21 protein-coding genes and 1 riboswitch are annotated in these 22,379 nt (G+C 38.4%); all 21 genes read left to right on the forward strand.

Going from position 1 to position 22,379, the window contains the following annotated elements:
• Positions 1–47 precede the first annotated feature (47 nt).
• Entirely contained in the window at positions 48–1,343 is a 1,296-nt protein-coding gene (locus tag CKJ95_RS05855) for a serine hydrolase domain-containing protein (protein WP_099352475.1), read from the forward strand.
• Between the two features lie 75 nt (positions 1,344–1,418).
• Positions 1,419–2,120: a response regulator transcription factor gene (locus tag CKJ95_RS05860; protein ID WP_099352476.1), complete on the forward strand. Its 702-nt coding sequence runs from the start codon at positions 1,419–1,421 to the stop codon at positions 2,118–2,120.
• Positions 2,117–3,520, forward strand: a complete 1,404-nt coding sequence (locus CKJ95_RS05865; protein WP_099352477.1) for a sensor histidine kinase — start codon at positions 2,117–2,119, stop codon at positions 3,518–3,520. The genes CKJ95_RS05860 and CKJ95_RS05865 overlap by 4 nt, the downstream gene beginning before the upstream one ends.
• Positions 3,521–3,640: 120 nt before the next feature.
• A complete protein-coding gene (locus CKJ95_RS05870) occupies positions 3,641–5,086 on the forward strand; it encodes a S1C family serine protease (RefSeq protein ID WP_180271421.1) in 1,446 nt (481 codons plus the stop codon).
• A 323-nt stretch (positions 5,087–5,409) separates the two neighbouring features.
• Positions 5,410–5,865: a DinB family protein gene (locus tag CKJ95_RS05875; RefSeq protein WP_099352478.1), complete on the forward strand. Its 456-nt coding sequence runs from the start codon at positions 5,410–5,412 to the stop codon at positions 5,863–5,865.
• Positions 5,866–6,054: 189 nt separating this feature from the next.
• Positions 6,055–6,624 (forward strand): DNA-binding protein, encoded by a 570-nt coding sequence (locus CKJ95_RS05880; protein WP_099352479.1) that lies wholly within the window; start codon positions 6,055–6,057, stop codon positions 6,622–6,624.
• Between the two features lie 23 nt (positions 6,625–6,647).
• A riboswitch (cyclic di-GMP riboswitch) is annotated at positions 6,648–6,733 on the forward strand.
• A gap of 397 nt (positions 6,734–7,130) precedes the next feature.
• On the forward strand, positions 7,131–8,714 hold the full coding sequence (locus tag CKJ95_RS05885) for a peptide chain release factor 3 (RefSeq protein ID WP_099352480.1): 1,584 nt from the start codon (positions 7,131–7,133) through the stop codon (positions 8,712–8,714).
• 65 nt (positions 8,715–8,779) lie between these two features.
• Positions 8,780–9,835, forward strand: coding sequence for a FecCD family ABC transporter permease (locus CKJ95_RS05890; RefSeq protein ID WP_180271422.1), 1,056 nt, complete (start codon positions 8,780–8,782; stop codon positions 9,833–9,835).
• 8 nt (positions 9,836–9,843) lie between these two features.
• Positions 9,844–10,629, forward strand: a complete 786-nt coding sequence (locus CKJ95_RS05895; RefSeq protein WP_099352689.1) for an ABC transporter ATP-binding protein — start codon at positions 9,844–9,846, stop codon at positions 10,627–10,629.
• Between the two features lies 1 nt (position 10,630).
• A complete protein-coding gene (locus tag CKJ95_RS05900; RefSeq protein WP_099352481.1) occupies positions 10,631–11,581 on the forward strand; it encodes an ABC transporter substrate-binding protein in 951 nt (316 codons plus the stop codon).
• Positions 11,582–11,654: 73 nt separating this feature from the next.
• Positions 11,655–11,882 carry a CsbA family protein gene (locus tag CKJ95_RS05905; RefSeq protein ID WP_099352482.1) on the forward strand — a complete coding sequence of 76 codons (228 nt, stop codon included), beginning with the start codon at positions 11,655–11,657 and terminating at the stop codon, positions 11,880–11,882.
• Positions 11,883–12,108: 226 nt separating this feature from the next.
• Entirely contained in the window at positions 12,109–14,088 is a 1,980-nt protein-coding gene (gene uvrB, locus CKJ95_RS05910; RefSeq protein WP_099352483.1) for an excinuclease ABC subunit UvrB, read from the forward strand.
• Positions 14,089–14,095: 7 nt separating this feature from the next.
• On the forward strand, positions 14,096–16,969 hold the full coding sequence (gene uvrA, locus CKJ95_RS05915) for an excinuclease ABC subunit UvrA (RefSeq protein WP_099352484.1): 2,874 nt from the start codon (positions 14,096–14,098) through the stop codon (positions 16,967–16,969).
• 115 nt (positions 16,970–17,084) lie between these two features.
• Positions 17,085–17,585: a hypothetical protein gene (locus CKJ95_RS05920; protein ID WP_099352485.1), complete on the forward strand. Its 501-nt coding sequence runs from the start codon at positions 17,085–17,087 to the stop codon at positions 17,583–17,585.
• Positions 17,586–17,700: 115 nt separating this feature from the next.
• Entirely contained in the window at positions 17,701–18,078 is a 378-nt protein-coding gene (locus tag CKJ95_RS05925) for a hypothetical protein (RefSeq protein ID WP_180271423.1), read from the forward strand.
• 210 nt (positions 18,079–18,288) lie between these two features.
• Complete coding sequence (locus tag CKJ95_RS05930; RefSeq protein ID WP_099352486.1) at positions 18,289–19,227, forward strand: aldolase catalytic domain-containing protein; 939 nt, start codon at positions 18,289–18,291, stop codon at positions 19,225–19,227.
• Between the two features lie 387 nt (positions 19,228–19,614).
• Positions 19,615–19,929, forward strand: coding sequence for a DUF4870 domain-containing protein (locus CKJ95_RS05935; RefSeq protein ID WP_099352487.1), 315 nt, complete (start codon positions 19,615–19,617; stop codon positions 19,927–19,929).
• A gap of 14 nt (positions 19,930–19,943) precedes the next feature.
• Positions 19,944–21,050 (forward strand): DUF4097 family beta strand repeat-containing protein, encoded by a 1,107-nt coding sequence (locus CKJ95_RS05940; protein WP_099352488.1) that lies wholly within the window; start codon positions 19,944–19,946, stop codon positions 21,048–21,050.
• A 10-nt stretch (positions 21,051–21,060) separates the two neighbouring features.
• Positions 21,061–21,261 carry a PspC domain-containing protein gene (locus CKJ95_RS05945; RefSeq protein WP_099352489.1) on the forward strand — a complete coding sequence of 67 codons (201 nt, stop codon included), beginning with the start codon at positions 21,061–21,063 and terminating at the stop codon, positions 21,259–21,261.
• Positions 21,261–21,626, forward strand: coding sequence for a phage holin family protein (locus CKJ95_RS05950; RefSeq protein ID WP_099352490.1), 366 nt, complete (start codon positions 21,261–21,263; stop codon positions 21,624–21,626). Before CKJ95_RS05945 ends, CKJ95_RS05950 begins: the two co-directional genes overlap by 1 nt.
• 82 nt (positions 21,627–21,708) lie before the next feature.
• Entirely contained in the window at positions 21,709–22,233 is a 525-nt protein-coding gene (locus tag CKJ95_RS05955) for a GNAT family N-acetyltransferase (protein WP_099352491.1), read from the forward strand.
• Positions 22,234–22,379: the final 146 nt, after the last annotated feature.

The following is a 22,379-nucleotide window of genomic DNA, read 5'->3' on the forward strand; positions in this document are numbered from 1 at the left end:
TCTTATAAAAGTTTTGACAATACGTTTTCATAAATAGGAGGAACTTTATGAGTCACGAGACACAACAAAAGCTTAAAAACTATATGAACTCACTAGGAGATCATGGCTATTTTAATGGAGCTGTACTTGTAGCTGAAAAAGGAAAAATACTATTATCAGAAGGATATGGGTTTGCTAGTTTCCAATACGAAGTACCAACCACTTCAAAAACAAAATTTAGAATCGGCTCCCTTTCTAAGGCATTTACTGCATTTGCCATTCTAAAGCTAGTTGAGCAAGGAAAACTTGCATTAACGGATACGGTCGACTCATTTTTACCGAGTTATAAAAGTTGGGGAAATATAACAATCCACCATTTATTATCTCATACATCTGGAATTCCTGACTTTACATCTTTACCTGACTATTGGTCAAGAACAATGAGGCTTCAGGCCAACTTGGAACAAGTATTGGAATCCGTCAAAGATTTACCACTCGAGTTCAAACCAGGTGAGAGAATGGAATATTGTAATTCTGGTTATCTAGTTTTAACAACACTTATTGAAAAAATTTCAGGGGAATCATACTCAACCTTTCTAGAAAAAAACATATTTCAGCCAATTGGAATGAAGGAAACAGGTGTTGATGATGGTAGAAAAATTATTACGTTTTTAGCAACGGGTCACACAATTCATAAGACACTTATACATACTGAATTTATCGATATGTCATTTCCACTAGGGGCATACGGCTTATACTCTACGGTTGAGGATTTATTTAAGTGGAGGCAGGCATTACGTAAAGCCAACATTTTAGGAAAAGAACTTATCAATCGAATGTTTACTAAGTACCTAGATGGCTATGGATATGGCTGGTTTTTATTAGATGCACCAGAAAAGGTCGCCTGTCATTCTGGGGATATCAACGGCTTTGTAAGTGATTTTTATTTGTACGTAAATGAAGATGTAACGATCATTGTATTATCAAATTTGAATCTTACACCCGTCGAGAAAATAAGCAGTGACCTTAAGAATATTGTTTTCGGCAAGGATGTGCATCTTATTGAGACCCAGCAAGTGAATAATGAAGAGTTTGACACTACACAATTATTAGGTGTTTATGAAAACGAGAATACAAAGCTAACCATTGAAACAAACGGTAAAAGTTCTTTATTTTTACATGTACCTAAAAAGTATGGTGTTCCATATACTTATCCTATTAATCTTGTTAAAGTGGAAAATAATCAAATCTCGTATCAAGCAGAGCTTTTATATGAAACTTTACTATTTGAGTTGGGTAATCATAAAATAAAACTGCACTATAAAGATAGTTATGGGCGTGAACAAGTGCTTCTGAAAAAATAGGCACTCCATTTTTCAAATCCGGATTTTGTATAGTAAAATAAAAGTATCTACGGTTTTTTATTAGGAGATGGAGAAATGAGAGTTCTTGTTATAGAAGACAATGAGAGTGTTTGTTCGATGATCGAAATGTTTTTTTCAAAGGAAGGTATTCAGGGTGAGTTCGTCCATGATGGACTAAAGGGATATAATCGATTTAAAGAGGAAAATTGGGATTTAATCATTGTGGACTGGATGCTTCCTAGTATGGATGGCGTGACGATTTGCCGAAAAATACGCGAAGAAAAAAGCTCTGTTCCGATTATTATGCTTACCGCAAAGGACAGCGAATCTGATCAGGTATTGGGTCTTGAGATGGGTGCAGATGACTATGTTACAAAGCCATTCAGTCCACTTGCTTTAATGGCACGGATCAAAGCGGTCACAAGACGCTACAATAGCAAGCCTACAGAGGAAGTAGAAACGGGAACACTTCAAACAGAACATTTTAACATAAATAAAATTACAAGAGAAGTTATTTTGAATGGGAAGGCAATCACGAATTTAACGCCTAAGGAATTTGATTTATTGTATTATTTTGCGCAGCATCCGAAACAGGTATTTTCTAGAGAACAGTTATTAGATCGTGTGTGGGGTTACCAATTTTACGGAGATGAGCGCACGGTTGATGTACATATTAAGCGGCTACGAAAAAAAGTAGGGACTGCGAATCAGCCATTTTTCCATACAGTATGGGGTGTTGGCTATAAATTTGATGAGACCGTTGAGGAAGAGAAATGAAATTTCGGTACATGTTTCAACAGCTTGTTAGTCACATAAGTGTGATTGTGGTTGCTTTTGTTATTTTGAGTATTGTGTTCGCACATTACGTTGGGAACCTCGTCTTTGAAGAAAAGGTCGAAGAATTGACCACTTATGGTGAAAACATCATTTCTGATATAAGTCGTACATCTAATGTCGATTCATTAATTCGTCAATACTCAAACATGCTAGGTGAGAGAAATATTTTATTTACTGTATTTGATGAAGATGGAGTAAGCTTGAGTAATGTTGGTGGTTTTGTACCACAAGTGGAGTTAAGAAAAAAGGAATGGGACAAGGTCCGAAGTGGGCATATCGTGTCAGTCAAACAGGATTATAAGCGATTTGAGCAAGAAGTGACTTTTATTGTCATGCCTTATATGGTTGGTCAAGCTTTTGTCGGTGGGGTCTTGCTTGCGTCACCAATCAGCGGGACACAGGAAATGATTCATGATATTAACCAGTATTTATTTTATACGATGTTTTTAGCATTGGCTGTAGCTATTTTAATGAGTTGGATTTTGTCGACGGTTCATGTGAAGCGCATCAGACGCTTAAGGAAAGCAACCTCAATGATTTCTGCTGGAGATTATTCGATTAAATTACCATCATCTGATTTTGATGAGATTGGTGAGTTATCGAAGGACTTCAACGAAATGGCTCAGCGCTTGCAGCAATCAATGGTGGAAATTGAAAGCCTTGAAAGCAGAAGGCGGAAATTCATGGCCGATGTTTCCCATGAATTACGAACTCCGCTCACAACGATTAGTGGTGTGATTGAAGGGTTAAGTAATGATTTGATTCCAGATGAGGAAAAGGCAAAAGGCGTTCAATTGGTAAGTCAGGAAACAAAGCGACTTATTCGTCTTGTGAATGAAAATCTAGATTACGAAAAAATACGCTCCAATCAGGTTACACTTCAAAAAGAAACAATCGAATTAATTGAAGTGCTTGAGGTCGTTAAAGATACACTTGAACCACAAGCAGAAGAAAAAAATGATGAAATCATGATTGAAGTTCCTAAAGACTTAATGATTACAGCAGATTACGATCGTTTAATACAAATCCTAATCAACATCACCAAAAATAGTATTCAATTTACTGACAATGGCACCATTTGGATTCGTGGAAAAGCAAGAGAGCATGCAACAATTATCGAAATTGAAGATACGGGTGTCGGGATTGACCCAGCGGAAATAGAAAATATTTGGCATCGTTTTTACAAAGCAGATGTCTCTCGAACGGGCACACTATTCGGTCAATTCGGCCTAGGACTTTCGATCGTAAAACAGTTAGTCCAGCTTCATCATGGTAAAATTACGGTAACGAGTGAAAAAGGAAAAGGAACCAAGTTTGAAATTCGATTTCCATTAACGTAATCCATCATAATAATGGTGGATTTTCGTTTATTTTTCCACTTCTTTTCAAGGTTTGTTAATATTTTGTTCATAAATTTTGACTATGATATAAATAAGGAGTAAGTCAAGGAGGAATTCATAATGGAAAACGATAAACGTTTTGATGAATTTAAACATACAGATGATCAATCTAACAACCTAGATAATAAGGAAAGCTATACTGCAGAGAGTCAGTCAGAGCAGGAAAACGTGGATTTGAAATCAGAGGTAGAACATCGTGATATAGAACCAACGCTATCCGAACCAACTGAAACCCTTCAGAATTCAGAAGTTATTGAAGCAACTTCTCAGCAAACAGCAGTTACCGAAGAATCGACTCTTCGTGCATCAAGGCCAAAAGAGAAAAAGTCAAACTCAAAAGTGAAAAGCTTTTTATCCATGTTGTCTGCAGGTGTCCTTGGTTCGGCATTAACGCTTGGAGTTGCACCACATATTGACGGTCTCCAGGGATATTTCAATTCAGAGTCTCCTGCAACAGAGCAGAACTCCGAGGTTATTGAAGCATCTGGACCGGTGAAAATCCAACCAACCACAGTTAATGACTCAGCGTCTTCTGTCGCGGATATGGTGGAAGAGGCATCAAAAGGGATCGTCGGAATCACAAGTATGCAATCCCAACAAAATCCTTTTAACAGAAGCAGTTCGCAAAGTGTTGAAAGTGGAACGGGCTCAGGGGTTATTTTTCAAAAAGATGGAGATAAAGCATATATTGTAACGAATAACCACGTTATCGAAAATGCAAATGAGGTTGAAATCTCCCTTCATAATGGTGAAAAAACAATGGCTAAGTTGATTGGAACAGATCCATTAACCGATTTAGCCGTTTTAGAAATAGATTCTAAACATGTCGAGGCGGTTCTACCATTTGGTGATTCTGGGACACTAAGACCTGGTGATCAGGTATTTGCGATTGGGAATCCACTTGGACTCGATTTATCAAGAACAGTTACATCTGGGATCGTAAGTGCAAAGGATCGAAGTATATCGGTTGATACCTCTGCAGGTAGTTGGGAACTAAACGTTATTCAGACGGATGCGGCCATTAACCCAGGTAACAGTGGTGGCGCTCTATTAAACACACAAGGACAAGTAATTGGAATTAACAGCTTAAAGATTGCGAATAGCGGGGTAGAAGGATTAGGCTTCGCGATTCCAAGTAATGATGTTGTTCCGATTATTAACAGTCTGATTGAAAATGGTAAGATTGAGCGTCCATTTATCGGCATCGGTTTAGCGGACCTTGCGGAAGTTCCAAGAATGTATTACGCTGACCTTCCGAATGACGTGAAGGAAGGAGTCATTGTAACGAGTGTTGCGCAAAACTCAGCAGCAGAAAAAGCTGGCTTAAAAATGACCGATGTCATCGTAAAAATCAATGATACTGAAGTTAAAAGCTCAATGGACCTACGTAAATATTTATATTCAAAAGTAAAAATAGGCGATCAAATTGAATTAACCTTCTACCGAGGTGGAAATCTCGAAACAGCTTCATTAACTTTAACAAGTAATACGACTGGAATTGAATAATTGACATAAAGGGCCCAAATTGAAACAGATTTGGGTCTATTTGCGTCGGAAATCTATCCGACATTTTTTTCTATTGCCGACACCATTTCCCGGGAAACGACAGCGTGTATTGGTTAGTGACAGGAAATTTAAACAGATATAAAAACACTCTAGACCATAGGAATTATGCGTGGTACTAACTATTACCTAAATAGCACACATTTTAATAAAATGCTTTTAAAATGAATATGAAAACAGCCTGCTTTTAAACGCGATAATCTGGTCTCAAATAACAGCAAATGCCATATAGATTACTAGCACTTAAAAACCAGGAGGAGATTAAAATGAGTCACTATTTATTGACGCAATTTGAATTGTTAAAAGGCCGTTTTCTTGGCGATTTAGAGGATGTAACGAGCGATATAGTATCCATTCAACCGAACGGTTTTAATAATACAATTCTTTGGCATTTAGGTCATCTTGTTACGGTAAATGAGCAGTTTATGTTTGGTTATCCGAAGAAGTCTACTTTTCTCCCGGAAAATTATATGAACCTCTTTGCAAAAGGAACTAACCCTTCCGACTGGAATGGAGAAATCCCATCAATAGCAGATCTAGTAAATCAATTTACCGAACAGGTAGCTAGAATACAGCAAATCCCTGTTGATCGTTTTGAAGAAAGATTGAAACAACCTTTTCTTGGGCTTGAAACCTTTGGTGAAATAACGAACCTAGCTCTCTTCCATATTGCCTACCATTTAGGCCAAATTCATGCAATGAAGCTTATACTTCAAAAATAAGTAAACTACTAATCCGGAGGACACACTTACATACTTGCAAATTATAAAAAGTATAAAAAGCACTTGACAATTCTAGAAAAAATAAAAATGCTAGTATGTTTTTAGTTCAATAGTATGATATGATAAGAGTATGTCATCAAAAGGCCTTTCATTCTTAGTGCTATTAAGAATGAAAAGGGGATTTTTGATTTGAAGAAGAGAACATGGACGTATGAAGAAATAGAGTTCTTAAAGGACAATGTAGGTCGTATGAAAATCTCTACCATTGCCAATCACGTGGATCGTACGGAAACGGCAGTTGAGTTAAAGATTAAAAGATTAGGGTTTTCGAATACCAAATCCTTTACCGGTCAATTGACAATGCATGAATTGGCAACTCTATTAAAAATTGATCCAAAGTCTGTAAAGCTATGGATTGATAACCATGGACTAAGGTACACAAAAAAGGCAACGCGAAACACACGAAAATTTTACTTTATTAAACCCGAGGATTTTTGGGATTGGGCAAAGAATAACAAAAGCCGAATTGACTTCTCAAAAATAGAAAAAAATGCTATCGTTCCTGAACCATGTTGGGTGGAAGGAGAGCGTTCAAAGCAAAAGAGGGTCAATTACCGAGCGTGGACAACAGTAGAAATTAACTCCATGATTGAGCTTGTGGCAACAGGTACTCCGTTTTCCGATATTGGAAAAAGACTAAACCGTAGCCCAATTAGCATCCAACGTAAATATCAGCGTATGAGTAAAGCAGTGAAATAAATACATCATTGATAAAAACCAAACTATACAAAAGGCAAAATTGTTGAAAGACAATGACGCAAAGCCACGGGCCTAAGGAGGATTCCTCTATGGTGGCCGGGTTGCTATAGAATGGAAGGGTTCCTTTAATTGATGACGAAAAAATGGGAGATACTAGTTGAATAACTAGTTCTCCCGTTTTCTTTTTCTACATTATTGATCTACTGAATTTTTATCTAATTCTTTTACACCGTTCATAATTTGAACTGCAAAACCGACACAAACTAGAATAATACTAACAACAAGAAAATATGCTACAAACATGTAACCTTCACCTCATTATAGTTTTTTCTATTTCTATCTTTAGTATAGTGCGAACCTATATAGGCTTCTGTGATTTAAATCACAGAATTGCTCTATTTTCGAAATTTTCCTATGAGTAACTGGAATCAATTCTCGTTGTAGTTCCTTTTTAATTGTGATATATTTTTTTAGATACAATCTGTGATAACGGAAGGATAATTTGCATGAGCTATATAGATGAAGTTCAAAAACGAAGAACGTTTGCCATCATCTCTCACCCGGATGCCGGTAAAACGACGATGACTGAGAAATTATTATATTTTGGTAATGTAATTCGTGAAACAGGTACGGTAAAAGGAAAAAAATCAGGAAAATTTGCTGCGTCGGACTGGATGGAGATTGAAAAACAACGTGGGATTTCAGTTACATCAAGTGTGATGAGTTTTCCATACGAAGACTTCTATGTCAATATTCTTGATACACCAGGACATGAGGACTTCAGTGAGGACACCTATCGTACGTTAACCGCTGTGGACAGTGTTGTGATGATCATCGACTCCACGAAGGGTGTCGAGCCCCAAACGATTAAACTCTTTAAAGTTTGTCGCATGAGAGGCATACCGATTTTTACATTCATCAATAAACTTGACCGTGAAGGAAAGGATCCACTTGAACTCTTAGCCGAAATTGAAGAGGTTCTTGGCATTGAATCTTATCCGATGAACTGGCCAGTTGGAATGGGGAAACGATTCTTAGGGATTGTCGACCGTTACAACAACCAATTTGTACATTTTACTGGAAATGAAGATGAAAAAATCATTTCATTACAGGAGCTAGAGGACGGCAAGCATCCTGGAATTACAGATAGTCCGATTTATGAAAGTACACAAGATGAGTTACTTTTATTGGACGAAGCAGGAAATGACTTTGATGTGGAACGTGTAGCCAAAGGTGACCTTACGCCTGTATTCTTTGGTAGTGCGCTCGCAAACTTTGGTGTAGAAACGTTTTTTAATACATTTTTACAATTTGCTTCAGAACCGAAGCCACGTAAAACAAATCTTGGCTTAATTCCACCAGAGGACGAAACGTTCTCAGGTTATATTTTCAAAATCCAAGCAAACATGAACACGAAGCACCGCGACCGAATTGCATTCCTTCGCGTCTGCTCAGGGAAGTTTGAACGTGGAATGAGTGTCAATATCACTCGTACAGGAAAATCAATCAAGCTGAATCAAACTCAGCAGTTTATGGCAGCGAGTCGGGAAACGGTAGATGAGGCCTATCCTGGCGATATTATAGGGATTTATGATCCAAATGTCTACCAAATCGGTGATACCCTTACAGCAGGTAAAGAAGATATGCATTATCAGGAACTACCTGTGTTCCCACCTGAAATGTATCGTAAGGTTCGTGTGAAGAACGTAATGAAGGCAAAGCAATTTAGAAAAGGCATTGAACAGCTTGTTCAAGAAGGAGCAATTCAATTATTCAGACAGGAATCAAGTGATGAGTTCATTCTTGGTGCGGTTGGTCAACTTCAATATGATGTGTTTGAATATCGATTAGAGGGAGAATATAATGTCTCTGTTGAGTTCACTTCACTTGGAAACAGAATCCCAAGATGGATTGGCAATAAAGATGTAGATACTCGTCTATTTGATTCAAGAAGTCTACTTGTTCGGGACCGTAGCGACCGATATGTCGTGTTATTTGAAAACGACTTTACGTATCGTTATTTCCAAGATAAAAACAAGGACATCGAACTCATCGACCTCTTTGAGAGCAATGACTATAAAGGTGTATAAAAACATGACTCAAAACGCTCAGGAAACTTCTCTGGGCGTTCATGTTTATTTAGAAAGGAATTGGTATGAAAAGGAATTATATTCAAAAGATCTTCAATCAAGATGAACCGAATATGAAGATTATTACAATACTACTGTTGATAGTAAGCACTCTTTCTATCCTCTTCTCAATCGGTGTAGGGCCAGTCTCTGTTCATCCGCTTACGGTCATCGAAATTCTTTTCTCCAAACTTCCCTTTCTCACTATTGAAAATAACTGGACACAGGTTGAGTATAATATCGTTTGGGGTTTACGCTTACCAAGAGTGTTATTAGGAATGATTGTTGGTGCTTCATTAGCGATAACAGGGGTTGTTATGCAAGCGTTGGTTCGTAACCATCTTGCAGATCCATTCATTCTTGGTGTCTCATCAGGTGCATCTGCAACCGCAACTTTAAGTATGTTATTTGGTGCCTTTTCGATTTTTGGTACTTATTCACTTTCTATCAGTGCGTTTATTGGTGCTGCTGTGACGATCATTTTAGTCTATACCCTTTCAAGGGTGAACGGAAGAATCAATGTTACTCATCTCTTGCTTTCAGGTGTTGCAATCGCACTGATGATGGATGCTTTGACAAGAACGATTACGCTTAGTGCTCCGAATGCCTTAGGCTTACATAATGCCACCTTTTGGATGTCAGGAAGCTTGGCAGGAGCAAAATGGGGCTACTTAACGCTACCTCTTATAGTGGCAGTGATTTGTATGATCGTTTTAATGAGCCAATACCGTGCCCTCAATGCCTTGCTTTTCGGTGATGAAACAGCGGGAACATTAGGCTTTAATGTGGGGAGATTGCATAAACTGTTGATCCTTGTTGCCTCGCTTTTAGCTGGTGTCACGATAGCAGTGAGTGGCTCAATTGGATTTATCGGGTTAATGGTTCCACATATTACAAGACTACTCGTTGGTTCAGATCATAAGCGAGTTCTTCCTGTCAGTGCCTTACTCGGTGGTATTTTTGTCGTGTGGACAGATGTTGCCGCCCGAATGGTGATAGCACCTGAGGAGTTGCCCATTGGGATATTAACCGCTCTAGTAGGCGGGCCATTCTTCATATGGTTATTAAAAACAAAAAAGTAGGTGAAAAATTGAAACTACAGGTTGAGAATTTGAATTTTTCATTGAATGAAAAACATATTATTGAAGATATGAATTTGCATGTTTCTGAAGGGGAATTTGTCGGAATCATCGGACCAAACGGAAGTGGGAAATCGACTCTCTTAAAAAACCTGTATCGTGGGCTTAAGCCCAAATCTGGTGTTGTTTTTTTAGATAGAGAGAATGTATATAAAATGAACCCTAAAGCGGTTGCCAAAAAAATCGGTGTTGTCGGACAAGAAAATGTCATCCCATTTGACTTTAAGGTCGAAGAAATAGTCGCAATGGGGAGAAGTCCATACAAAGGTTTTTTTGATGGTGACAGTAGAAATGATAAAGAAATTGTCGCTAATGCGATTGAGCAAATTGGAATGTCTGATATGGAAAAACGTAATTATATCAATCTATCAGGCGGGGAAAAGCAGCGCGTCTTACTAGGTAGAGTGCTTGCGCAGCAAACGGATTTATTACTACTAGATGAACCAACAAACCACTTGGATATCCAGCACCAGCTACAAATTTTTGATTTGATAAAAGGGCTGGGTGTAACGGTCTTATCGGCCATCCATGATTTAAACCTTGCTGCTCTTTATTGCGACCGACTTTATGTTGTCAAGGATGGGCGTATTTTAATGGCAGGAACTCCTGTAGAAGTATTAACGTCTGAATCGATATACGAAATTTACGGGGTCAGGTCTGATGTAGCGATTCATCCAACTACAAAAAAAGTGACGATTACCTATTTACCGGTCAGTTTGCTTGAAGGAGAAAATTAAAATGAAAAAGTTAGTTTTGCTAATGGCAGGGTTTCTTGTATTAGTGTTAGCGGGATGTGGCTCCGATACAAAGGACGGATCCGTTACTAAATCTAAGGAAGCTCTAGTCATTGATAATTATGGGAGAGAAGTAGAAATTGCTGAGAAACCTTCAAAAGTGTTAACTTTAGGGCCGAATGCGACCGAATTATTTATTGCATTAGGACTCTCTGATTATGTAATTGGAAATAGTTTGGACAATCATAGCCGCGGTGCTTTGCCTGAATACAAGGACGATTATGAGAAAATTCCCGAGCTTACGTACAGTTCTGCAACAAGGGAAGCTGTATTAACAAGTGGAGCCGATTTTATTTACGGCATCGATTGGGAATTTGGAAGTGAAGGACTAGATGTTGATGAACTTGAAAGCTATGGAATCAACGTATATATGAATAAAGCTACATCGATGGACGAAATTTATAAAGAAATACGTGATATCGGTAGGATTTTTGATATTGAGGATCGCGCAGAGGCATTTATTGAAGAGCAAAAGGTACGAATTGCTAGTGTGCAGGAGAAACTGGCAGATCATGTTCCAGTTGATGTACTAGTATACGATAGTGGTGGAAATGGCGTTTTCACCGCGGGTAGCACAAACTTTGAAACGCTATTAATAGAGTTAGCAGGTGGCCAAAATGTTTTTAATGATATCACAGACAAACAATGGACCACAGTTAGTTACGAAGAAGTACTCGCAAGGCAGCCAGATGTCATTCTGATTCATGATTATGATGCTCCTTCGATTGAACAAAAAATAAAGGACATTCAAAATGACCCAGCTCTTTCGCAGCTTGAAAGTGTTAAAAATGAAAAGTTTGTCGTTATTTCATTAGAGAGTGTATTACCAGGAAACCGTATGGCGTATGCTGTTGAAACATTGGCTAGAGGATTCTATCCGGAATTGTTTAAATAGCCGGAGTAATCACGTGAATTCCTTCATTCTATTTGCTATATTGAAGATATGAAATTGAAAGGATACAAATTTAATGCTATTAAAAATATTGCTTGCGCTCATCCTTCCGGGTGTACTCGTGGTTTTCTTTACAAGAGTGACCTATAATCATTATGTGGGTTTTTTACTTGCGGTTGCCCTTATCGTTGCGTCTATTTATAAAGGATATGCGGATTCCGCTATTATTATCGTTGCGGATATCATTTCGTTGGGAGCAGGATTCATGTATGCGAGAAATATGGGGAAAAGATCGGGAAAATAAAAGCCTGTAACTTCTAAGTTACAGGCTTCTTTTTATATAGAATTTTTCTAAAACCGAAATTTTATAATTTATTGATGAGTCATTTATATTAAGTAATTTGAAAAAAGAATCGAATATCAGTTCGTATTTTTGTTTGTTTTAGGTCAGTTTGTGGTACAATGTTTCTATCGAGAATAAGTCAGTGGAATATTACATAAAACGATAAGAATGGATGGGAGGAACGCAAATGAAAGATCAATTTGAGTTAGTCTCCAAGTATTCACCACAGGGTGACCAACCAAGAGCAATCCAACAGCTTGTTGATGGGATTAAAGCAGGTAAAAAAATTCAAACATTATTAGGTGCTACGGGTACAGGAAAAACGTTTACGATTTCGAATGTAATCAAGGAAGTAAATCGACCAACACTTATCATTGCACACAATAAAACTTTGGCAGGGCAGCTTTATAGTGAGTTTAAGGAGTTCTTTCCTAATAATGCTGTTGAATACTTTGTTAGTTATTATGACTATTTCCAGCCAGAGGCGTATGTTCCATCCTCTGATACATATATCGAAAAGGATTCAAGCGTGAATGATGAAATTGATAAATTACGACACTCTGCAACATCTTCCCTTTTTGAACGACGAGATGTAATCATAATTGCAAGTGTATCTTGTATTTATGGCTTGGGTTCTCCTGAGGAATATAGGGAACTCGTTGTTTCCCTACGAACAGGAATGGAAATCGAACGAAATGAGCTTTTACGCAAATTAGTGGATGTTCAATATGAAAGAAATGACATTGACTTCAGGCGTGGAACCTTCCGTGTAAGAGGGGACGTCGTTGAAATTTTTCCAGCCTCACGTGATGAGCACTGTATTCGCGTGGAGTTTTTTGGCGATGAAATTGATCGGATTCGTGAGGTGGATGCCTTAACTGGTGAAATACTGGGCGAACGTGAGCATGTTGCGATATTCCCGGCGTCCCACTTCGTAACCCGTGAAGAAAAAATGCAAATTGCGATTAAAAATATTGAGGCAGAGCTAGAAGAACGCTTAGCTGAACTTCGTGAAGATGGTCAACTATTACAAGCGCAGCGTCTTGAACAACGGACGAATTATGATCTTGAAATGATGCGTGAAATGGGCTTTTGTTCAGGTATTGAGAACTATTCACGTCATCTTACATTAAGACCACCAGGTTCAACACCCTATACCTTAATGGATTATTTTCCTGAGGATTTGCTAATTGTCGTCGATGAGTCACACGTAACATTGCCACAGATTCGCGGCATGTTTAATGGGGACCAAGCAAGAAAACAAGTACTGGTTGATCACGGCTTCCGTCTTCCATCTGCATTGGATAACCGACCATTGCGTTTTGAGGAGTTTGAAAAGCATATCAATCAAATCATTAACGTGTCTGCTACACCTGGACCGTACGAAATTGAGCATACAGACGAGATGGTTGAACAAATTATTCGTCCAACTGGATTACTTGATCCTATTATCGAGGTTCGACCAATTCAAGGTCAAATTGATGACTTATTAGGTGAAATCCAAGACCGTGTTAATAAAAATGAACGAGTCCTGATTACTACCTTAACGAAAAAAATGTCTGAGGATCTGACTGATTACTTGAAAGACGTTGGGATCAAGGTAACTTATTTGCACTCAGAAATAAAAACACTAGAGCGGATTGAAATTATTCGTGATCTACGTATGGGTAAACATGATGTACTAGTAGGGATTAACCTGCTTCGTGAAGGACTGGATATTCCTGAAGTCTCACTTGTTGCCATTCTTGATGCGGATAAGGAAGGGTTCCTTCGTTCGGAACGCTCACTCATCCAAACCATTGGTCGTGCCGCTCGGAATGCTAATGGTAGAGTCATCATGTATGCAGATAAGATGACGAACTCGATGGAAATTGCGATTAGTGAAACAAAACGTCGTCGTGAAATGCAAGAGGAATATAACAAAAAGCATGGTATTACGCCACAAACCATTAAAAAGGATATTCGCGATGTCATTCGTGCTACAACGGCAGCCGAAGATACAGAAACCTATGAAACAGTACCTAAGTTAACTGGATTATCGAAGAAGGAACGCGATCAAGTTATTGCTGAAATGGAAAATGAAATGAAGGAAGCAGCAAAAGCACTTAATTTTGAACGAGCAGCTGAATTACGTGATTTAATTTTGGAGTTAAAAGCGGAAGGATGACATATACATGGCATTGGATAAAATAGTCGTCAAAGGAGCAAGGGCCCATAACTTAAAAAATATAGATGTTACGATTCCAAGAGATCAACTTGTTGTCGTAACAGGTCTATCTGGTTCAGGAAAGTCATCCCTTGCATTTGACACCATTTATGCAGAAGGACAACGGCGCTATGTCGAGTCCCTTTCTGCATACGCACGTCAATTTTTAGGACAAATGGATAAACCCGATGTTGATTCAATCGAGGGTCTTTCACCTGCGATTTCGATTGACCAAAAAACAACAAGTCGGAATCCAAGATCCACTGTTGGTACGGTTACAGAGATATATGATTATTTGCGTTTATTATATGCTCGAGTAGGAAAACCGGTTTGTCCTAACCATGGAATTGAAATTACATCACAAACCGTTGAGCAGATGGTGGATCGCATTTTAGAATATCCAGAACGTACAAAATTGCAGGTACTCGCCCCAGTTGTATCAGGACGTAAGGGTGCCCATGTGAAAGTTCTAGAGGATATAAAAAAACAAGGCTATGTCAGAGTTCGTGTCGATGGAGAAATGCTTGAACTATCAGATGACATCGAGCTAGAAAAGAATAAAAAACATTCAATTGAGGTTGTCATTGACCGAATTGTAGTAAAAGAGGGAGTAACGGCAAGACTATCTGATTCAGTTGAGGCTGCCCTTCGTTTAGCCGGAGGTAAAGTAATTATTGATGTAATCGGGGAAGAGGAACTCTTGTTTAGTGAGCTTCATTCATGCCCAATTTGTGGTTTTTCCATTGGGGAGCTTGAACCAAGAATGTTCTCTTTTAATAGTCCTTTCGGGGCATGTCCCGATTGTGATGGTTTAGGCAGCAAGCTTGAAGTCGACCCAGACCTCGTGATTCCGAACTGGGATTTATCACTTCGAAAGCATGCGATTGCACCATGGGAGCCAACAAGTTCTCAATATTACCCACAATTACTAGAATCAGTTTGTAACCATTACGGGATTGATATGGACATACCGGTAAAGGATATCCCGAAGCATTTGATGGATAAAATCCTTTATGGAAGTGATGGCGAAGAAATCTACTTCTATTATGAGAATGACTTCGGTCAGAAACGTGAAAATAATATCGTTTTTGAGGGTGTCCTTCGAAATGTAGAAAGACGTTACAAAGAAACAAGCTCCGATTATATTCGGGAGCAAATGGAAAAATATATGGCTGAGCGGGCTTGCCCTTCATGTAAAGGATATCGGTTGAAAAAGGAAAGTCTGGCTGTTCTAATCTCAGGGAAACATATTTCCAATGTTACAGACTTTTCCATTAATGAGGCTTTTGAATTCTTCACTACTATTGAGCTTTCTGAAAAAGATATGAAAATCGCGAACCTTATTTTTCGAGAAATCAAAGAACGACTCGGTTTTCTCGTTAATGTTGGATTAGATTATCTAACTCTAAGTCGTGCCGCAGGAACTTTATCCGGTGGTGAGGCTCAACGGATTCGACTAGCTACTCAAATCGGTTCGCGTTTAACAGGTGTTCTCTATATTTTGGACGAGCCGTCAATTGGGTTACATCAACGAGATAATGACCGACTCATTGATACACTCAGGACAATGAGAGATATTGGGAATACATTAATTGTTGTTGAACACGATGAAGATACGATGCTAGCTGCTGATTATTTAATCGACATCGGGCCGGGAGCTGGAATTCATGGGGGAGAGATTATCGCTGCGGGAACTCCTAAAGAAGTAATGGAAGACCCAAATTCTTTAACAGGACAATACCTCGCAGGTAAAAAGTTCATCCCTCTTCCAAGCGAAAGAAGACAGCCGGATGGACGCTACGTAGAAGTTATTGGTGCAAAGGAAAATAACCTAAAAAATGTATCGGCTAAGTTTCCACTTGGTTTGTTCATTGCTGTTACAGGTGTATCAGGATCAGGTAAGAGTACTTTGGTAAATGAAATTCTCCATAAATCATTGGCACAGAAACTGAACCGAGCAAAAACAAAACCTGGTGAACACAAGGAAGTTAAAGGGATTGAACAATTAGAAAAAGTAATCGACATTGACCAGTCCCCAATTGGACGAACACCTCGATCAAATCCAGCTACATACACAGGCGTCTTTGATGATATTCGTGATCTGTTCGCTAATACAAATGAAGCAAAGGTAAGAGGTTATAAAAAGGGCCGTTTTAGTTTCAATGTTAAAGGCGGACGCTGTGAAGCTTGCCGTGGCGATGGAATTATTAAAATCGAAATGCACTTCCTGCCAGATGTGTATGTGCCTTGTGAGGTATGTCATGGGAAACGCTACAACCGTGAAACATTAGAAGTTAAATATAAGGATAAAAATGTATCAGATATATTAAATATGACAGTTGAGGATGCATTATCCTTTTTTGAAAACATTCCACGAATCAAGCGTAAAATTGAAACATTATATGATGTTGGTTTAGGCTACGTTAAACTTGGACAACCCGCAACAACACTATCTGGTGGAGAAGCACAACGCGTGAAGCTCGCATCTGAATTACATCGTCGCTCAAATGGTAAGTCGTTTTATATTTTAGACGAACCAACAACAGGCTTACATGTAGATGACATTGCGAGATTGCTTAAGGTTTTACAACGACTAGTTGAAAATGGGGACACAGTCCTCGTTATCGAACATAACCTCGATGTAATCAAAGCCGCGGACTACATTGTGGACCTTGGCCCTGAAGGTGGAGACAAAGGTGGTACCATCAATGGAACAGGTACACCAGAAGAAATTACAAAAATCAAAGCATCCCATACCGGACGCTACCTAAAACCAGTCCTTGAACGCGACCGCCAGCGGATGAAAGAATTAATCAAAGAAAAAGAGACAGTTTCAAAATAAATGTAGAATCCCGATTTGTGAACAGAGCAAATCGGGATTTTTTATAATGAAACACACTTACATTAGGAAAATTATGGTACCCTACTAATAGATTCTTAACTAATAGGTGATACACATGAAAGTAAAAGCTCAGAAAAAACTATTTGGCCTTTGGACAGGAGAATTATCAGCTGCCATTCTATTTCCGGTCCTCTGGTTACTCTATATTCCAACATTTGAATGGTCTGCTCATTATTTAACCACCTTTCCACATATATTTGCATTCTGTATTTTGGAATACATTTTGTTCCAAGGTAGTTATTATTGGTACTTGAAGTGGAGGCGGGTCAGACAAGGTAAGAGTTCTTCTTTACCTGACTCTTATTTATCACGTTTTCGTTTCTTCAAGAAAAGTAATCTTGTATTACTTGTAGCGGGTTTACCCTTCCTTGTCTACCAAGCTACTTTTTCTAAAGGACTTTATTGGTACCTTTTCTTATACGGATTTGCCATTATTGAGCATATTAATTATTATCATATCCGCCTTTCCTACATGAGCACAGTAGAAATAAAAGAATTCATTCGCCAAAAGGGGTTTCGCCGATCAATTCTCGCAAGGGAGTTGGAGAAAAAGTAAATCGATGCATCAGACCTAGTTCTAACAGAAATGTAATACAGTAAATATTACTGTAAGGGTATATAAGGTAATTTTTTGAAAGAGGCTATTCTAAAACCATACAAAGGGGATAAAAATGAAAATCACCATTCGCGTTATTGAAATTTTGCTGGGGGCTATATTTTTAGGAGCAGGTTTAAATGGGTATGCTGTATTGTTTGGATTTGAGCCATTTGCGCCAACAAGCCCAGCTGCAATGGAATTTTTGGGAGATGGCTATTTACTAGCGTTGGAAAAAGGTGTTGAAATAATTGCGGGATTCTTATTGATTATTCGTAGGTATGTACCGTTAGCCTTAGTTGTTTTAGCAGGTTTAATGGTCAATATCTTAGCATTTCATATCTTTGTAGATTCAGAGTTACTTCCATTGGCAATTATAATCACAGTATTTGAAGGAATATTAGCCTGGCATTACCGCGAAAACTTTAAAATGCTTTTAGAAAGTAAGCCTTAGCATTAAATGTAACCACAGGGACGGTTCTAGTGGTTTTTTAAATTTTGCGTGCCCTTAATGAAAAAAATGATATAATTAAATCTAATTTTTAAAATTTAATGATTATTGTTTATTTCATTATTTTTATTTTGTATTAAAGTTTATTTTTTTACATAAACTCACGAATTAGAACAATAATGAAGAAAAAGAATAAGTAAGGGAGTTTTTAACATGGAACATCGTAATAAAATTATAGACTGTACTATTCGTGATGGTGGGTTAGTTAACAATTGGGACTTTAGTGTCGAATTTGTTCAAGACTTGTATAATGGCCTAAGTGCAGCTGGTTTGGAATACATGGAGATTGGCTACAAAAATTCGCCTAGGCTACTCAATGCGACTGAGCCTAATCCATGGAGGTTTCTTGATGATAACTTCCTTAAAGAAATTATTCCTGAGAAAAAAACTACGAAGCTATCTGCTCTGGTAGATATTGGGCGTGTTGATCCTGCTGACATACTACCCCGCGAGGAAAGTGTTCTAGATATGATTCGAGTTGCGTGTTATGTACGTGAAGTAGATAAAGGCTTGGAGCTTGTAAAAATGTTTCATGACCTAGGATACGAAACTTCACTTAACATCATGGCTTTATCTAGTGTTCCTGAACGTCAGCTTATTGAAGCGTTTGAAATGGTGAAGGCAAGTCCTGTCGACGTTGTCTATATCGTTGACTCATTTGGAAGCTTAGCTCCTACCGATATTGAGCATCAAGTGAAAAAGTTCCAAGAGATGCTCCCTAATAAACAGCTTGGAATACATACGCATAACAACATGCAATTAGCATTCGCCAATACATTAGCTGCGATGAGAAACGGAGTTACTTATCTTGATTCATCTGTTTATGGTATGGGTCGTGCGGCTGGTAACTGTCACACAGAGCTTCTCGTTAGTTACATACAAAAAAGCAGCTATGAGATTAAGCCAGTTCTCGGTATCATTGAAAAGCATATGATAGAAATGCGACAAAAGTGGGAGTGGGGCTATATCATTCCTTACATGATCTCCGGTATGCTTAATGAACATCCACGTGTCGCTATGGCCTATCGTAATAGTGCAGACCGTGATAACTATGTAGACTTTTATGACAAAGTAACATCACCTGAATCTTGACTGGAACTAGGAACCAAAGGGAACCAAGGGGACGGTTCTGTTGGTCCCAATGGGAAAACTCGGGGACCAGTTTGTTCTAAATAGGAATCCTGATTTGCTTAGACGCAGATCGGGATTTTTTAAATGAAATATAAGAATTTATCAGTCAACAGTAGTCACTTTGATATTTGCTACAGCTTAGAGCCCAAGCGAGGACCAAGAGAGGGCCAAGGGGACGGTTCTCTTGATCCCGATAGAAAGATTATTCTAAGAAAAAGCAGCCAGGAACCACTAGAACCGTCCCTATGGTTCCCTTTGTTCCTCTAAGTCTCGAGGCTTATTTTTATAAAATCTTGAAACCAATTATATCTCGTTATCGTATATAGAGGTATAAAGGGGAGATGAAGAGTGAATACAGATAAATTAATTGCAGCGTTGTGTTACTTCAGTGTTTTCTTCGCAGGGTTTATTTTACCACTCGTTGTTTATATCATAGTTCAAAATCCAGTAGTAAAAAGGCATGCCTTGCATGCGTTAATCTCACATATTATTCCAGTAGCGACAATCGTTTTTATCATCATTCCGTTTTTCTTTATATGGTCTGTGGAGGCATTTGTAGCAACTATGCTGCTAGTGTTCATCCTATTAGCGATCATTAACGTCGGAATTGTGATTTGGAACATTGTAAAAGGAATTCAAGTATTAGCTCAAGAAGAACTTTAAGGGAGGAAGAAACCATGAAAGAAGAACAAAAACGTATCCTAAAACTAGTTGAGGAAGGAAAATTGACAGCTGAGGAAGCAATCGTTCTGATTGAAAAGCTCCATTCTGGGGAGGAGAGCCAGTCCCAAGATCCAGCACAGGAAATCAAGACAGAGCTTTCGACTCAAGTCCAGTATGAGCAATCCCAGCAGCAACACCAAAACTCATATGAGAGCAAGGGTTCTGCGAAACACAAATTTATGGATTTTATCGACACTGCTCTGAAAAAAATTAAAGACCTCGATCTCGATTTTAATTTCGGTAATGCAGTAGAAGTGAAACATATTTTCCAGCATAAGGACGTATATATTACCAAGCTTGACCTCGATGTTTCCAATGGAAGTATTACGATTATTCCATGGGAAGAGAAGGATGTTCGCGTTGAATGTGAAGCAAAAGTATATAATATCGATAACCAAGAACGTGCACGTAAAGCATTTTTAGAGGATGTTCTTTTCTCGATTGAAAATGGTGCACTTCGCCTATCAATCCAGAAAAAGCAAATGAAGGTTCATGCAAAAATATATGTTCCTCAGGAAAATTATGAGAGTATCAAGACACGCATGTTTAATGGACCGATAACTGGGGAAAATTTACGAGTAAAGGATTTCCGTGCAAAAACTGCAAATGGTGCAATCACCATTTCGAATTTTGATACAGAATCGGTTGAAATAGAAACAGCAAATGGTCACATTAAAGCAAATCAAATCACAAGTAAGGATTTTGAAGCTGAAACCTTAAATGGTACAGTTACAACAACTGGCCGATTTGAAAAAGTTGACCTACAAAGCTTTAACGGTAACATTACTTGCGATATTCAAAGCGATAGCTGCCACACGGCTTACGTAAAAACAACCACTGGCAGCATTGATATGTTTATCGCAAACGACTATCAAGTTGACGGAGAATTAAAATCAAATCTCGGTAGCTTCAAGTCAGAACTTCCAATGATGTCAATCATTGAGGAGAAAAATGAAGTTGTTCAGAAATCCCTACGTTTCAAAGCAAATGAAGAAAAGGCGCAAAAGTTACATCTCTTTGCTGAAACGAAAACAGGCTCTATTACGATAAAACCACTTTGAGGTGTCCACTATGAAAAAGAAATTATACCGCTCCACCCGAAATAGAATGCTAGGAGGAGTGCTTGGAGGCCTAGCAGATTACACGGGAATCGATGCATCGCTTTTACGTATTCTTGCTGTGGTTGGATTTATTTTAGGTGTGGGTTCTTTAGGAATCATTTATCTCGTTTGGTTGTTTATTGTACCGAATGAAGGAGATGTCTATAGATAATGAGATGGATTGCTAGCATAATTGTTAATAGCATCGTACTAATGGTTGTGGCAGGATATGTCGATAGTTTTCATCTCGAGGGCGTAGGAGCAGCTGTCACAGCAAGCGTAATCCTATCGATTTTAAACGTAATCGTAAAACCGATTCTCATCGTCTTAACCTTACCTGTTACGGTTCTCTCATTAGGTTTATTTTTATTTGTGATCAATGCACTTACTTTAATGCTGACACAGTCCCTAATGGGTGACTCCTTTGTCATCGATGGCTTCGGCACAGCATTACTAGCAGCAGTCATTATCTCGATTCTAAACTTACTCATTCAAAAAGTAATCGTCGAACCGCTTCAGGAGAAAAAGAAGAAATAAAACTTTACTAGCAGCGTAGTCCAGGAAGGATTACGCTGTTTTTTATTGAAAATATAGTCAAAGTAGAGAAAGGAGTACAAGCATGTTTCCAATACTAGAAACCGAACGACTAAGATTAAGAGAAATTGTCCATAGAGATGCTCAAGAAATATTCAACTGTTTTTCAAACAATGATGTCACGCGTTATTATGGTCAAGATCCTCTAACCAAAGTAGAACAGGCAGAGCAGTTTGTTGAATTCTTTGCAAAAAACTATAAAGAAAAGCGTGGAATAAGATGGGGGATCGAATTAATAGAAACCGAAGAACTTATTGGAACCATAGGATTTAATGCTTGGTCTCCCAAGCATAAGCGAGCAGAAATCGGCTATGAGTTACAGCCCCAATACTGGCGAAAAGGCTACGCAACAGAGGCTGTTAAAAGGGTAATCACATACGGTTTTGACAATCTTGGCTTAACTCGTATTGGTGCCGTTGTGTTTCTTGAAAACGCAGCATCTAATGAATTGTTAACCAAGCTTGGATTTGAAAAAGAAGGTATCTTAAGGAACAATATGTATCAAAACGGTGTTGTGCATGATACCAATGTTTATTCACTAGTAAAATGAAAATTCTCAAAGACATTCCATTCTTGGGATGTCTCTGAGACCGTAATTCTCCCCCCATACACCTCTCAAAAACAAATCCTCCCAACATTCTTCTGCAATTTAAATCAGAAAAGTTTTGGCCTTACACAGAAAAATGCTAAAATAGG

The organism is Fredinandcohnia onubensis, from assembly GCF_002734285.1.
In the GTDB taxonomy this organism is placed as follows: domain Bacteria; phylum Bacillota; class Bacilli; order Bacillales; family Bacillaceae_L; genus Ferdinandcohnia; species Ferdinandcohnia onubensis_A.